The sequence below is a fragment of the Pseudomonas sp. 2957 genome (genome assembly GCF_031456345.1).
GTDB classification, from domain to species: Bacteria; Pseudomonadota; Gammaproteobacteria; order Pseudomonadales; family Pseudomonadaceae; genus Aquipseudomonas; species Aquipseudomonas siliginis.
Map to the genome: position 1 here is coordinate 354,599 of NZ_JAVDUL010000004.1, position 13,197 is coordinate 367,795.

General features: G+C 59.5%; 14 protein-coding genes and 1 pseudogene. 5 read left to right on the top strand and 10 right to left on the bottom strand.

Translation table 11 applies throughout. The features are described from left to right. Positions 1 to 65: 65 nt before the first annotated feature. Positions 66 to 845: an exodeoxyribonuclease III gene (locus J2Y39_RS16220; protein WP_016772543.1), complete on the bottom strand. Its 780-nt coding sequence runs from the start codon at positions 843 to 845 to the stop codon at positions 66 to 68. A gap of 82 nt (positions 846 to 927) precedes the next feature. Here J2Y39_RS16220 and pyrE point away from each other — a divergent pair, with 82 nt between their 5' ends. Beyond that, complete coding sequence (pyrE, locus tag J2Y39_RS16225; protein WP_056791572.1) at positions 928 to 1,572, top strand: orotate phosphoribosyltransferase; 645 nt, start codon at positions 928 to 930, stop codon at positions 1,570 to 1,572. A gap of 102 nt (positions 1,573 to 1,674) precedes the next feature. On the opposite strand, the gene J2Y39_RS16230 is transcribed toward pyrE, so the two are convergent. From J2Y39_RS16230 to coaBC, 7 genes and pseudogenes are all read right to left on the bottom strand, one after another. Further along, positions 1,675 to 2,067: a hypothetical protein gene (locus J2Y39_RS16230; protein ID WP_310218758.1), complete on the bottom strand. Its 393-nt coding sequence runs from the start codon at positions 2,065 to 2,067 to the stop codon at positions 1,675 to 1,677. Further along, complete coding sequence (locus tag J2Y39_RS16235; RefSeq protein WP_056791578.1) at positions 2,054 to 2,626, bottom strand: hypothetical protein; 573 nt, start codon at positions 2,624 to 2,626, stop codon at positions 2,054 to 2,056. The genes J2Y39_RS16230 and J2Y39_RS16235 overlap by 14 nt, the downstream gene beginning before the upstream one ends. Before the next feature lie 15 nt (positions 2,627 to 2,641). After that, positions 2,642 to 2,854 (bottom strand): hypothetical protein, encoded by a 213-nt coding sequence (locus J2Y39_RS16240; RefSeq protein ID WP_056791581.1) that lies wholly within the window; start codon positions 2,852 to 2,854, stop codon positions 2,642 to 2,644. Between the two features lie 196 nt (positions 2,855 to 3,050). Then, positions 3,051 to 3,956 carry an acetylglutamate kinase gene (gene argB / locus J2Y39_RS16245; protein WP_016772548.1) on the bottom strand — a complete coding sequence of 302 codons (906 nt, stop codon included), beginning with the start codon at positions 3,954 to 3,956 and terminating at the stop codon, positions 3,051 to 3,053. A gap of 17 nt (positions 3,957 to 3,973) precedes the next feature. After that, positions 3,974 to 5,377 (bottom strand): annotated as a pseudogene (locus tag J2Y39_RS16250) (phosphomannomutase/phosphoglucomutase); the annotation flags it as partial. A gap of 302 nt (positions 5,378 to 5,679) precedes the next feature. Then, a complete protein-coding gene (gene dut / locus J2Y39_RS16255; protein ID WP_041476635.1) occupies positions 5,680 to 6,135 on the bottom strand; it encodes a dUTP diphosphatase in 456 nt (151 codons plus the stop codon). Positions 6,136 to 6,140: 5 nt separating this feature from the next. Further along, a complete protein-coding gene (gene coaBC, locus J2Y39_RS16260; protein WP_016772551.1) occupies positions 6,141 to 7,349 on the bottom strand; it encodes a bifunctional phosphopantothenoylcysteine decarboxylase/phosphopantothenate--cysteine ligase CoaBC in 1,209 nt (402 codons plus the stop codon). 133 nt (positions 7,350 to 7,482) lie between these two features. On the opposite strand from coaBC, the gene radC reads away from it, so the two are divergent. Next, entirely contained in the window at positions 7,483 to 8,157 is a 675-nt protein-coding gene (gene radC, locus J2Y39_RS16265; protein ID WP_056791587.1) for a RadC family protein, read from the top strand. Positions 8,158 to 8,302: 145 nt separating this feature from the next. Here the strand turns inward: radC and J2Y39_RS16270 are convergent, their stop codons facing one another. After that, positions 8,303 to 9,889: an ABC transporter substrate-binding protein gene (locus J2Y39_RS16270; protein ID WP_056791590.1), complete on the bottom strand. Its 1,587-nt coding sequence runs from the start codon at positions 9,887 to 9,889 to the stop codon at positions 8,303 to 8,305. A gap of 446 nt (positions 9,890 to 10,335) precedes the next feature. Here J2Y39_RS16270 and rpmB point away from each other — a divergent pair, with 446 nt between their 5' ends. Together rpmB and rpmG are read left to right on the top strand one after the other, a co-directional pair. Then, positions 10,336 to 10,569: a 50S ribosomal protein L28 gene (gene rpmB, locus J2Y39_RS16275; RefSeq protein WP_007920377.1), complete on the top strand. Its 234-nt coding sequence runs from the start codon at positions 10,336 to 10,338 to the stop codon at positions 10,567 to 10,569. Between the two features lie 11 nt (positions 10,570 to 10,580). Next, complete coding sequence (gene rpmG / locus J2Y39_RS16280) at positions 10,581 to 10,736, top strand: 50S ribosomal protein L33 (RefSeq protein ID WP_016772554.1); 156 nt, start codon at positions 10,581 to 10,583, stop codon at positions 10,734 to 10,736. 203 nt (positions 10,737 to 10,939) lie between these two features. Here the strand turns inward: rpmG and J2Y39_RS16285 are convergent, their stop codons facing one another. Further along, complete coding sequence (locus J2Y39_RS16285; protein ID WP_150742913.1) at positions 10,940 to 11,302, bottom strand: cupin domain-containing protein; 363 nt, start codon at positions 11,300 to 11,302, stop codon at positions 10,940 to 10,942. A 236-nt stretch (positions 11,303 to 11,538) separates the two neighbouring features. On the opposite strand from J2Y39_RS16285, the gene J2Y39_RS16290 reads away from it, so the two are divergent. After that, positions 11,539 to 13,032, top strand: a complete 1,494-nt coding sequence (locus J2Y39_RS16290) for an aldehyde dehydrogenase (protein WP_310218759.1) — start codon at positions 11,539 to 11,541, stop codon at positions 13,030 to 13,032. Positions 13,033 to 13,197: the final 165 nt, after the last annotated feature.

The following is a 13,197-nucleotide window of genomic DNA, read 5'->3' on the forward strand; positions in this document are numbered from 1 at the left end:
GCACGGCGCATAAAAAATGCCCGCATCTCACGATGCGGGCATTTTCTTTGGCTGCGATACGACGCTTAGATGGTCAGCGTCCAGTCGTAGTCGACGATCAACGGCGCGTGCTGCGAGAACCGTGGCTGACGCGGCAGGCGTGCACTGCGCACCGAGCGACGCAGGCCCGGGGTCAGGATCTGATAATCGAAACGCCAGCCCAGATTGAGCATCTCGGCCTGTTCGTTATCCGGCCACCAGCTGTACTGATCGCCTTCTCGGCTGACTTCGCGCAGCGCATCGACATAGCCCATGTTGCCGACAATCTCGTCCATCCAGGCGCGTTCCGGCGCCAGGAAGCCTGGAGATTGCTGGCTGTCGCGCCAGTTCTTGATGTCGAGTTTCTGCTGCGCAACGTACAGCGAGCCACAATAAATGTACTCGCGACGTTTGCGTCGCTGTTTGTCCAGGTACTTGCCGAAATCGTCCATGAGCTTGAACTTCTGGTTCAAGTCCTCATCGCCGTTCATCCCCGAAGGAAACAGCAAGGTGGCAATACTGACTTTGTCGAAATCTGCTTGCAGGTAGCGCCCGTAGCGGTCGGCCGTCTCGAAACCGAGACCGCTGATGACAGCCTTCGGTTGCAACCGCGAATACAAAGCCACGCCGCCTTGGGCAGGGACTTCAGCATCGCAGGCATAAAGGAAGTAGCCATCCAGTTGGAAGGCTGGGTCATCCAGTTCAAAGGCGGAGGCACGGGTGTCCTGCAGGCAGATGACGTCGGCATTCTGGGCTTGCAGCCAACTGAGCAAACCGCGCTCGACTGCCGCCTGAATACCATTGACGTTCACACTGATGATCCGCATAAATGGCCCCAAAAATCGCGTGCGTGTATGATACACGGCGTCAAGCTAATTAGCTAAATCCGTGGTATTTGGGGTTTTTTTCATGCAAGCGTATCAGCGCGATTTCATTCGTTTTGCCATCGATCGCGGCGTTTTGCGCTTCGGTGAGTTCACCCTGAAGTCCGGGCGCACCAGTCCCTACTTCTTCAACGCCGGCCTGTTCAACTCGGGTTCGGCCCTGGCGCAGCTGGGGCGTTTCTACGCCGCCGCCATCACCGAGAGCGGCATCCCCTTCGACGTTCTGTTTGGCCCGGCTTATAAAGGTATTCCGCTGGCGGCCACGACCGCCGTTGCGCTGGCCGAGCATCACGATCGTGACCTGCCGTGGTGCTTCAACCGTAAGGAAGCCAAGGCCCACGGCGAGGGCGGCAGCCTGGTTGGCGCGCCGCTGACTGGCGAAGTCTTGATCATCGACGACGTGATCACCGCCGGCACCGCCATTCGTGAAGTGATGCAGATCATCGCTTCCCAAGACGGCGCCAAAGCCGCCGGTGTGCTGATCGCGCTGAACCGCCAGGAGCGTGGCAACGGCGAATTGTCGGCCATCCAGGAAGTCGAGCGTGACTTCGGCATTCCGGTGATCAGCATCGTCTCGCTGAATCAGGTGTTGGAGTTCCTCGCCGACGATCCGCAGCTCAAGCAACACCTCCCAGCCGTGGAAGCGTACCGCGCCCAATTTGGCGTGTGATACGCACCTGTAGGAGCTGCCGAAGGCTGCGATCTTTTGATCTTGTTTTTCAGGATCAAGATCAAAAGATCGTCCGATCGCGGCCCGAGCCTTCGGCAGCTCCTACAGTGGTCTACGCAGTTTTTGCCATTTGATCAGCAGTCTCAGCGCCAGTCCCGCATTGACCAGCGCAAACACCAGCAGCGCTACAACCACCATCACGTACAACGTGCGATCCACATCGAAATCCCACAAATCCAGCGTGCTGCTGTCGATGATGCCAACCGCAGCTGGCAAGTTGACGTAAAACAGCGCCACAAACGCGCACGTCAATGGCAATGCTCGCCAGTAGAAAGCAGCCATCACCTTGTCTCGACTGCGCTTGCGGGCCTGCGAACCTTTTTGAAATTCATCTTCAGCCAGCGCTTCATTGAGCGCCGGCCACGCCAGATTGAACATGAACGTGGTCAGGGTCAGCAGCAAGCCACTGACCGCGACGATGTCACTGAACGGCATTCAGACCCAGCGTTGCACAGAGCAATGCGTGGGAATCTTCGCTGATCTCGAATTGCCCGGCGCTGCCCTTGCGTTTGGTGATGGGTTTGAAGGTCGGCTCGTTCTGGGTGATGAGCATGTTCAATTCATCGCGAATCACATCCGAGCTGATCACCACCAGAAACACGTTCTGCGCGTGTTCGGCGGAAACGATGACGGCGCGCATGCTGTGCTGCAGGATGTCGTCGAGCTGATTGCGAAAACGCGAAACGGTGTTCTTCAGCAGGGTTTTGCTTTGGCTCTGGGTCAGTTGAAAGATCGTCGAGATCTGCGATTCGGTCGGCAGGGTTTGCCCGAAGTAACTCTGAATGAGATACAGCAGGCGATCCTGCTTGGCTTCGTCGGCCCGGCTGGGCATGCCGCCCTCGACCAGCATTTTCAGGTATTCGGTCAGGCTGGCTTTGGCGATGCGCTCCAGCGCATGGGCGATTTCCGCATCGCCGATGCGCAAGGTCTTTTTCACCGGTTCCTTCTGTTCCTGCTCGAAAGCATCGGCGTCGATCGTGAACGAGATCTGCATGAGTCGCCGCTCCGGTTATTTGTCGCTGGCGGCTGGGTAGGGATCCTGGGGTGCATCTCCTTGGCCGGTGAGCACTTTCCAGCCCTTGAGTGGGTGAGAGGCTTCGGTGAAGTCAGGGCAGGGCGGCATCGAAGTCTGCGAAGGGGCTGAATACTCTCGGCCGCAGTCCACGCAGGCGTAAGTGCCAGCCGAAATGTCACTGCCGTAAGGAACGCTGTTTTTTTGCATGGGAAGATCTCCGTTGGATGAGGGGAAGATCCTATGGAGATTTGTTCTGGAGGGATGTCGGACGTTTCGCTGTGTCGAGTCAGGCGTTTCCTGCGCGCACAAAAAAGATCGCAGCCTTCGTCAGCTCCTACAGAAATTTCGCATCAACGAAATTTGCAGGCGCTGCCGCAGATTGCGATCTCCGGTGTATCAGCGATCAAGGACGCTTGCGATTACTGATCAGCGTGCCCACGCCGGTATCAGTGAAGATTTCCAGCAGAATCGCGTTAGGCACACGACCGTCGATGATCAACGAACTGCCAACCCCACCCTGAACCGCTTCCAGTGCGCAGCGGATCTTCGGCAGCATGCCGCCGTAGATCGTGCCGTCAGCGATCAGGTCGTCGACCTGCTGCGTGCTCAGGCCGGTCAGCACGGTGCCCGACTTGTCCATCAGGCCGGCAATGTTGGTCAGCAGCATCAACTTTTCAGCTTTCAGTGCTTCGGCAACCTTGCCCGCTACCAGGTCGGCGTTGATGTTGTACGACTCGCCGTTCTCACCGACGCCAATCGGCGCGATGACCGGGATGAAGTTGCCTTTGACCAGCAGATTCAACAGCTCGGTATTGATGCCGACGACTTCGCCGACATGGCCGATGTCGATGATTTCTGGTTGGGTCATCTCCGGGGTCTGGCGGGAGACGGTGAGCTTCTTCGCCCGGATCAGCCCGGCATCCTTACCGGTCAGGCCGATGGCGCTGCCGCCATGGCGGTTGATCAGGTTGACGATGCTCTTGTTGACCTGACCGCCAAGGACCATTTCCACCACGTCCATGGTCGCCGCGTCGGTAACGCGCATGCCGTCGACGAAGTGGCTTTCGATCGACAGGCGCTTGAGCAGATCACCGATCTGCGGGCCGCCACCGTGCACGACCACCGGGTTGATGCCCACGGCTTTCATCAGCACGATGTCGCGGGCGAAGCCGGTTTTCAGCTCCTCGCTTTCCATCGCGTTGCCGCCGTATTTGATCACCAGGGTCTTGCCGACATAGCGTCGGATGTAAGGCAGCGCTTCGGACAGGACCTTGGCAGTGTTGGCGGCGGCTTCGCGTTCGAGGGTCATTCAGGGCTCCGGGTGGATCAGAACGGTAGTTGGAGATCAGGTGCAACGCGTTTCAGTTGGGCGTGGAACACATCCTTGATGCGCTGCAATTCAGCCTCGTCATCGGCCTCGAAGCGCAGCACCAGCACCGGTGTGGTGTTGGACGCGCGCACCAGGCCCCAGCCTTTGGCGTAATCGACACGCACGCCGTCGATGGTGGTCAGGTCGGCGCCTTCACCCCACTGAGCATCGTGCAGTGCATCAATGATGCTGAATTTGCTCTCTTCGGTCACATGGATATTGATTTCCGGCGTGGAAATATCGTTCGGGAAGGTCGCAAACAGCTCTTCCGCGGTGGATTTTTCCTTGCTGAGGATCTCCAGCAGACGTGCGGCGCTGTAGATGCCGTCGTCGAAACCGAACCAGCGTTCCTTGAAGAAGATGTGCCCGCTCATTTCGCCGGCCAACAGTGCGCCGGATTGTTTCATTTTCTTTTTGATCAACGAGTGACCGGTCTTCCACATTAGCGGCCGACCACCGTATTCCTTGATCAATGGCACCAGGCGACGGGTGCATTTGACGTCGAAGATGATTTCCGCGTCCGGGTTGCGCGCCACTACGTCGCGAGCGAACAGCATCAGTAGGCGATCCGGGTAGACGATGCTGCCGGTATTGGTCACCACGCCAACGCGGTCGCCGTCACCGTCGAAGGCCAGGCCGATATCGGCGTTGGTCTCTTTGACTTTGGCAATCAGGTCTACGAGGTTTTCCGGTTTGCCCGGATCCGGGTGATGGTTCGGGAAGTTGCCGTCGACTTCGCAGAACAGCGGGATGACTTCGCAGTTCAGCGCTTCGATCAGTTGCGGGGCGATCACGCCGGCCGCGCCGTTGCCGCAGTCGACCACGACTTTCAGGCGGCGGGCCAGTTTGATGTCCTGGACGATTTCGGTGTTGTAGCGGTCGAGGATTTCGACCTGGGTGACGCTGCCCTGGCCGCTGCTCAGGTCGTTGTTCTTGATGCGCTCGTGGAGCACCTGAATCTGTTCGTTGGCGAGGGTGTCGCCGGCGATGACGATTTTGAAGCCGTTGTAGTTCGACGGATTGTGGCTACCGGTGAGCATCACCCCGGACTTGCCGGCCAGCACGTTGGCGGCGTAGTACAGTGCCGGCGTTGGCACCAGGCCGACATCGCTGACGTGGCAACCGCTCTCGGCGATGCCGCGAATGAGTTCCGCGACCAGCTCCGGGCCGGACAGGCGACCGTCACGACCGACCGACACGTTCGGCTCGCCCTGGGCCAGGCTCTGCGAGCCGATGGCGCGACCGATCCAGTAGGCGGTTTCACCGTTGAGGAATTCCGGCACGGTGCCACGAATGTCGTAGGCGCGGAAAATGCTGTCAGGCAGCGTCGGGGCGATCTTGGCGGGGGTGCTCATCTGTGGACATGCTCCATCTCGAAAAGGGCGGGACAGACCGGCGAAAGATTCGACGGCAGGCTCAAACTGAAGGGTATGACGGCGTTTTCCACAGAGAGTTCGTGCTATGAAAGGGCCATGACGCCCCGGCTGGCGTGGCTTTCGGCCGGCAAAACCTTGATTTACGGTGTTAAAACCTGCTGCCGATATAGCGCATTTTTTGTGGCGAGGGGATTTATCCCCGATGGGCTGCGCAGCAGACCCAAAATCTTGGGGCCGCTTCGCAGCCCAACGGGGATAAATCCCCTCACCCCATAATTTCTATCCGGTTATTTGGTGCCAGTGTGGCCAAAGCCGCCGGTACCGCGCTCGGTCTCGACAAACTCTTCAACCATTTCGAAATGCGCCTGCACCACCGGTACCAGCACCAATTGCGCCAGGCGTTCGCCGACGGTCATGGTGAAGTCGCTCTGGCCGCGGTTCCAGCAGGAGACCATCAGCGGGCCCTGGTAATCGGAGTCGATCAGGCCGACCAGATTGCCCAGCACGATGCCATGTTTGTGGCCCATGCCCGAGCGCGGCAGGATCAGCGCGGCGAGATTCGGGTCGCCGATGTACACCGACAGGCCGGTAGGAATCAGCACGGTTTCACCCGGTTTGATCACGATGTCCTGTTCCAGCATGGCGCGCAGGTCGAGGCCGGCGGAGCCCGGCGTGGCGTATTGCGGCAGCGGGAATTCGCTACCGATGCGTGGATCGAGGATCTTGGCTTGCAAAGCGTGCATGTAAATTAAACCTGGTTCAGACGTTCGGCGATAAAAGTGACCAGTTGGCGAGCGATCTTGCTCTTGCTGGTCTGGGCGAAAACCGTGGCGTGCAGCTCACGGTCGATGACGCTGCAGGCGTTTTCTTCGCTGTTGAAACCGATGCTCGGGTTGGCGACGTCGTTGGCGACGATCAGATCGAGATTCTTGTCCTTCAGCTTGCGTGCAGCGTAGTCGAGCAGGTGTTCGGTTTCGGCGGCGAAGCCGACACTGAACGGACGGTCGGGACGGGTCGCGATAGTGGCAAGGATGTCCGGGTTGCGCACCATTTGCAGGACGAAGCCGTCACCGCTCGTAGGATCTTTCTTGAGTTTATGCGGGGCGACGACTTCAGGGCGGTAGTCCGCCACCGCTGCCGACGAGATGAACACGTCGCAAGGCATGGCCGATTCGCAGGCGGCGAGCATGTCGCGGGCGCTGACCACATCGATCCGCGTCACGCGATCAGGCGTCGGCAAGTGCACCGGGCCGCTGATCAAAGTGACACGGGCGCCGGCTTCCACGGCTGCTTCGGCGAGGGCAAAACCCATTTTGCCGGAGCTGTGGTTGGTGATGTAGCGCACCGGGTCGATGTTTTCCTGAGTCGGGCCGGCGGTGATCACCACATGCTTGCCGGTCAGGGCCTGGCGCTGGAAGCAATCAGCGGCGAGCAGCGCCAGATCGGTGGCTTCCATCATGCGGCCCATGCCGACGTCGCCGCAGGCCTGGCTGCCCGAGGCCGGGCCGAAAGTCTTCAGGCCACGGCTCTCCAACAGTTGCAGGTTGGCCTGGGTCGCCGGGTCGCGCCACATCGCCTGGTTCATCGCTGGTGCGACGGCAACCACGGCATCAGTGGCCAGCACCAGCGTGGTCAGCAGATCGTTGGCAATGCCTTGGGCCAGACGGGCGATCAGGTCGGCGGTGGCCGGGGCGATCAGCACCAGATCGGCCCATTTCGCCAGCTCGATATGGCCCATGGCGGCTTCGGCGGCAGGGTCGAGCAAGTCGAGGTGAACCGGGTGGCCCGACAGGGCCTGCATGGTCAGCGGGGTAATGAATTCGGCGCCGCCATGGGTCATGACCACGCGCACTTCGGCACCCTGGTCGATCAGGCGGCGAACCAGATCGGCGCTCTTGTAGGCCGCAATGCCGCCGCCGACGCCCAGAACGATGCGTTTCCGATACAGCCGCTGCATAGGTCTGCCTTTCATTTCGTTGATGACGGCGGTGCGATGCCCCTCCCCAGGGTTGAATCGACCGCCAAAAAGATGGGCTACGATATCACAGCGACCGCTACGGAACAGCGGCGCCCACAGACAAGGAGGTGCTATGAGTATTCGCGATTGGCCGGCGGCGGAACGGCCGCGGGAAAGGCTGTTGGAACACGGCGCAGGGAGTCTTTCGGACGCTGAGTTGTTGGCGATTTTTCTGCGCACCGGATTGCCCGGAAAAAGCGCTGTCGACCTCGCCAGACATCTGCTGACGCAATTCGGTGGCCTGCGTTTGCTGCTCGAGGCCGATCAGGACGCATTCAGCAAACAATTGGGCCTCGGTCCGGCCAAGTTCGCCCAGCTGCAAGCCGCGCAGGAAATGAGCAAGCGCCATCTGGCCGAGCGCTCACGGCAGAAACCGGCGCTGGAGAACCCTCAGGTCGTCCGCGATTACCTCAAGGCGATGCTGCGGCATGAGCCGCACGAGGTGTTCGGCTGCCTGTTTCTCGATTCAAAGCACCAGGTGCTGAATTTCGAGGCGCTGTTTCGCGGCTCGATCGACAACACCAGCGTGCATCCTCGGGAGGTGGTGAAGCGCGCGCTGGCCAATAACGCCGCAGCGGTGATCCTGTGTCACAACCACCCGTCCGGCAACACCGATCCGAGTCAGGCCGATCGGCTGCTGACCAAGCGCCTGCAGAAAGCGCTGGAGCTGATTGACGTGCGAGTGCTCGATCACTTCATCATCGGCGACGGCGAGCCGCTGTCGATGGCGGAGTGTGGTTGGATGTAGTTCTCGGCGCCGATTCTGGACCTTGTGGGAGCGAGCCTGCTCGCGAAGGCGTGTTATCAGTCAGCATCATTGTTTGCTGAATGACCGCTTTCGCGAGCGGGCTCGCTCCCACAGATTGTTTCCATCCACCGGTGTGTCAGGCAGGTTATTTGAGGCTGACCTTGGAATAATCCTGGCGGCCGAACGGGCTGACGGAATAACCCTGAACATCCTTGCGCGTCAAAGCGTAGGCCGTCGGGTGCGCCAGTGGCAGCCACAATGCCTGCTGCTGGATCTGCGCTTGTGCCTGCTCATACAGCTTGGTGCGCACGCCTTGCTCGCTGGTGGTCTTGCCGGCGCTGATCAGCTTGTCCAGATCGGCGTTGCAGTACCGCGCGAAGTTGGTCCCGGACTTCACTGCTGCGCAGGAAAACTGCGGAGTGAGGAAGTTGTCCGGGTCGCCGTTGTCACCGGCCCAGCCCATGAACAGCAGATCATGTTCGCCGGCCTTGGCGCGACGAATCAGCTCGCCCCATTCGATCACACGAATTTCTGCCTGGATGCCGATCTCGGCCAGATCCGACTGCAGCATCTGCGCGCCGAGGCTTGGGTTCGGGTTGAGCAGGCTGCCCGATGGCCGCGTCCAGATCGTGGTCTGGAAGCCGTCCTTCAAGCCGGCCTTGGCCAGCAGCGCCTTGGCCTTGGCCACGTCGTGCGGATAGCCCGGCAGGTTCTTGGCATAGCTCCAGGTGTTCGGTGGGTATGGCCCATTGGCTGCCTCGGCGGTGTCTTCGAACACGGCTTTGATGTAGTTGGCCTTGTCGAAAGCGAGGTTGATCGCCTGGCGCACTTCCGGCTTGTCCAGCGGCGGATGCTGGCTGTTAATGCCCACGAAAGCGGTCATGAACGCGTCAGTCTTTTCGACTTTCAGCGTCGGTTCCTTCAGCGCGGCCTGTACATCCAATGGTTTCGGCGACAGGGCGATCTGGCATTCATTGCGCCGCAGCTTTTGCAGGCGCACGTTGGCGTCCGGCGTGATGGCGAAGATCAACGGGTCGACGGCAGGCTTGCCACGGAAATAGTCCGGATTGGCCTTGTAGCGAATCGCTGCATCTTTTTGGAAGCGATTGAACACGAACGGGCCGGTGCCGATCGGCTGGCTGTTGAGTTTGTCGGTGGCGCCGGCCTTCATCAGTTTGTCGGCGTATTCGGCGGAATAGATCGAGGCGAAGCCCATGCTCAGGGTCGCGAGGAAGGTCGAATCCGGATGATCAAGCGTGAAACGCACGGTGAGCGGGTCAAGGGCGTCGATCTTCTTGATCAGGGTTGGCAGTTGCATCGACTGCGCATGGGGGAAGCCGCTCTGGGCGACTTTGTGCCACGGGTTGGCCGGGTCGAGCATGCGGTCGAAGCTGAATTTTACGTCTTCGGCACTCAGCTCGCGGCTCGGCTTGAAGTAATCGGTTGTGTGAAATTTCACCTGCGGGTGCAGTTTGAACACATAGGTGAGGCCGTCGGTGCTGACTTCCCAGCTGTCGGCAAGGCTCGGAATGACCTTGCCGCTGGCGGTGTCGAAATCCACCAGGCGGTTCATCAATACGTCAGCCGAAGCATTGGTGGTGGTCAGTGAGTTGTACTGCACCACGTCGAACCCTTCAGGGCTGGCCTCGGTGCACACGCTCAACGCGGCGGCCTGGGCAAGGGGGCTCAGCAGGAGCGGGGCGAGCAACAGGGGTAGGGCAGCGAGGCGCATGGTCGGTTTCCTTTACAGATCGAAGGCCCATCTGCAAGTGCAGTCTGGAAAAGTCCTACCCTAGAGCTCTGAATTGCAAATGACTATCCCCTTTTTGCATTTTCAGGCGCACTCTTGCGCGGTTTCGAGCGTGGGCAGGGGGATGAAAAGTCTGAATCGCCTGTAGGACGGGATTTCTGCGACGAGTGGTCAAAACTGGCCGCAGCCTTTGTCCAAGGCGTCTGCGGCGGAAAAAATCGCCCTTTTGCCGATTGATTGCACACCGATTGTTGTTGCACCCCGGTCTTTCTGGTATAAAGCAGCGCTCTTTTCTAGGGGCCCGGTTCCTTCACTGTAGGTGTAGCCGGTAAGACCTCTAAAGAAACGCGGCGCCTGGCGCCAAATGACTGAGAGATTAAGCGGCCAACCCATGCCGGGTTGGGCATGTGGTTTTAGAGGGCTGAGGCATGTCGAGAGTATGTCAAGTTACCGGTAAGGGTCCGGTGACTGGGAATAACATTTCCCACGCAAACAACAAAACCCGTCGTCGTTTCCTGCCGAACCTGCAGCATCACCGCTTCTGGGTTGAAGAAGAGAAACGTTTTGTGCGTCTGCGCGTATCTGCCAAAGGCATGCGTATCATCGACAAGCGTGGCATCACTGTCGTGCTCGCCGAACTTCGCCGCGATGGCAAGATTTAAGGGAGCTAATCATGCGTGAATTGATTCGTTTGATCTCGAGCGCCGGTACTGGTCACTTCTACACTACCGACAAGAACAAGCGTACTACCCCGGACAAAATCGAGATCAAGAAATATGATCCGGTTGTTCGCAAGCACGTGATGTACAAGGAAGGCAAAATCAAGTAATTGATTTTTCCTGACTGCGAAAAAGGCCCGTATCGTGAGATACGGGCCTTTTTTTTGCCTTGGATTCTGCGGTGACCGGTTAGGCCTTATCGCTGGCAAGCCAGCTCCCACATTGATTGCCGGTCTTCACAGAACCTGTGTCATGCACAAAACCTGTGGGAGCTGGCTTGCCAGCGATGAGGGCCGATCAGCAAGCAAACATCTCAAGCCTTCTGTTCAAAGATCACATAAACCTTGCGGCAAGCCTCCAGCACTTCCCAGGTTCCGCGAAACCCCGCCGGGATCACGAAGCGATCGCCAACGCGCAAGGTCTTGGCATTGCCATCGCTGTCACGCAATACCGAAACCCCCTGCAGAATCTCGCAGTACTCATTCTCGGTGTAATTCACCGTCCACTGGCCCACCGCGCCTTCCCACACACCAACACCCATTTGCCCACAAGGGCTGTCGTATTGATGAAACACCGCCTGCTCAGGATCGCCCTTGAGCACTTTCGCCGGGTCCGGGCGATAACGCTCGGCTTCGCTGCTGGCGAGGCTGATGTCGACGACGTTCTGGATGTTCATTGTTGTTTTCTCCGTTAATGACGGCGCGTTGGCTGGAATGAGCCAAAGTCTATGTTTATTAAAATGAACACCGCAAGGCCGTATGGCCAGCTTATGTCAAATATATTGAAACAAACCCGGTCGCTGGTTTAGGGTGGCGGGTGCCTCGGGCCGAAAGTGCAGGCTGGCCGGGCAGAATTCTTGAACAGCGCCGCAGCGCTTGCGGTGCTCGTATTCAATAAGAGGAGGACACCCGAATGACCACCCTGACTCGTGCCGACTGGGAACAACGCGCCCGCGATCTGAAAATCGAAGGCCGCGCCTTCCTGAATGGCGAATACACCGACGCCGGTTCCGGCGAAACCTTCGAATGCATCAGCCCGGTCGATGGCCGCTTGCTCGGCAAGATCGCCAGCTGCGACGCCGCCGATGCTGACCGTGCTGTAGAAAACGCCCGCGCCACCTTCAACTCCGGCGTCTGGTCGCGCCTGGCGCCGACCAAACGCAAAGCCACCATGATCCGCTTCGCCAGCCTGCTGAAACAGCACGCCGAAGAACTCGCGCTGCTGGAAACCCTCGACATGGGCAAGCCGATCAGCGATTCGCTGTACATCGACGTGCCGGGTGCGGCGCAGGCGCTGAGCTGGAGCGGTGAAGCGATCGACAAGATCTACGACGAAGTCGCCGCGACCCCGCATGACCAACTGGGCCTGGTGACTCGCGAGCCGGTGGGCGTGGTCGGCGCTATCGTGCCGTGGAACTTCCCGCTGATGATGGCTTGCTGGAAACTCGGCCCGGCGCTGTCGACCGGCAACTCGGTGATCCTCAAGCCGTCGGAAAAGTCGCCGCTGACCGCCATCCGTATCGCTGCGCTGGCCATTGAAGCCGGTATTCCGAAAGGCGTGCTCAATGTGCTGCCGGGCTATGGCCACACCGTCGGCAAGGCGCTGGGTCTGCATAATGATGTCGACACGCTGGTCTTCACCGGCTCGACCAAGATCGCCAAGCAACTGATGGTCTACGCCGGCGAATCGAACATGAAGCGCGTCTGGCTGGAAGCCGGCGGCAAGAGCCCGAACATCGTCTTCGCCGATGCGCCGGATCTGCAGGCCGCCGCTGAATCCGCCGCCAGCGCCATCGCCTTCAACCAGGGCGAAGTCTGCACCGCCGGTTCGCGTCTGCTGGTCGAGCGCTCGATCAAGGACAAATTCCTGCCGATGGTGATCGAGGCGCTGAAAACCTGGAAGCCGGGCAATCCGCTGGACCCGGCGACCAACGTCGGTGCGCTGGTCGATACCCAGCAGATGAACACCGTGCTGTCGTACATCGAATCCGGCCATAGCGATGGCGCCAAACTGGTCGCCGGCGGCAAGCGCATCCTCCAGGAGACCGGTGGCACTTACGTCGAGCCAACCATTTTCGATGGTGTGAGCAATGCGATGAAGATTGCTCAGGAAGAGATTTTCGGCCCAGTGTTGTCGGTGATCGCTTTCGACAGCGCCGAAGAAGCCATCCAGATTGCCAACGACACGCCATACGGTCTGGCCGCAGCGGTGTGGACCCAGGACATCTCCAAGGCGCACCTGACCGCCAAGGCTTTGCGCGCCGGTAGCGTGTGGGTCAACCAGTACGATGGCGGCGACATGACCGCGCCGTTCGGTGGCTTCAAGCAGTCGGGCAACGGTCGCGACAAATCGCTGCACGCCTTCGACAAGTACACCGAGCTGAAGGCGACGTGGATCAAGCTGTAAGACGTTAGCGAGCCCGGTCACTCCGGGCTTCCTGACCAAACAGAGATCCGCTGTGGGAGCGAGCCTCTGTGGTGAGGGGATTTATCCCCGTTCGGCTGCGAAGTAGTCGCTAAACCATTGCACGCGGTGTACCTGGTACATCGTGGTTGCAGGTTTTGGGGCCGC

Coding starts and splice junctions, on each gene's coding strand:
- J2Y39_RS16220 (WP_016772543.1), bottom strand. CDS start 845: ATGCGGATCATCAGTGTGAACGTCAATGGTATTCAGGCGGCAGTCGAG.
- radC (WP_056791587.1), top strand. CDS start 7,483: ATGAGTATTCGCGATTGGCCGGCGGCGGAACGGCCGCGGGAAAGGCTG.
- J2Y39_RS16270 (WP_056791590.1), bottom strand. CDS start 9,889: ATGCGCCTCGCTGCCCTACCCCTGTTGCTCGCCCCGCTCCTGCTGAGC.
- pyrE (WP_056791572.1), top strand. CDS start 928: ATGCAAGCGTATCAGCGCGATTTCATTCGTTTTGCCATCGATCGCGGC.
- coaBC (WP_016772551.1), bottom strand. CDS start 7,349: ATGCAGCGGCTGTATCGGAAACGCATCGTTCTGGGCGTCGGCGGCGGC.
- J2Y39_RS16230 (WP_310218758.1), bottom strand. CDS start 2,067: ATGCCGTTCAGTGACATCGTCGCGGTCAGTGGCTTGCTGCTGACCCTG.
- dut (WP_041476635.1), bottom strand. CDS start 6,135: ATGCACGCTTTGCAAGCCAAGATCCTCGATCCACGCATCGGTAGCGAA.
- J2Y39_RS16285 (WP_150742913.1), bottom strand. CDS start 11,302: ATGAACATCCAGAACGTCGTCGACATCAGCCTCGCCAGCAGCGAAGCC.
- J2Y39_RS16235 (WP_056791578.1), bottom strand. CDS start 2,626: ATGCAGATCTCGTTCACGATCGACGCCGATGCTTTCGAGCAGGAACAG.
- J2Y39_RS16240 (WP_056791581.1), bottom strand. CDS start 2,854: ATGCAAAAAAACAGCGTTCCTTACGGCAGTGACATTTCGGCTGGCACT.
- rpmB (WP_007920377.1), top strand. CDS start 10,336: ATGTCGAGAGTATGTCAAGTTACCGGTAAGGGTCCGGTGACTGGGAAT.
- rpmG (WP_016772554.1), top strand. CDS start 10,581: ATGCGTGAATTGATTCGTTTGATCTCGAGCGCCGGTACTGGTCACTTC.
- argB (WP_016772548.1), bottom strand. CDS start 3,956: ATGACCCTCGAACGCGAAGCCGCCGCCAACACTGCCAAGGTCCTGTCC.
- J2Y39_RS16290 (WP_310218759.1), top strand. CDS start 11,539: ATGACCACCCTGACTCGTGCCGACTGGGAACAACGCGCCCGCGATCTG.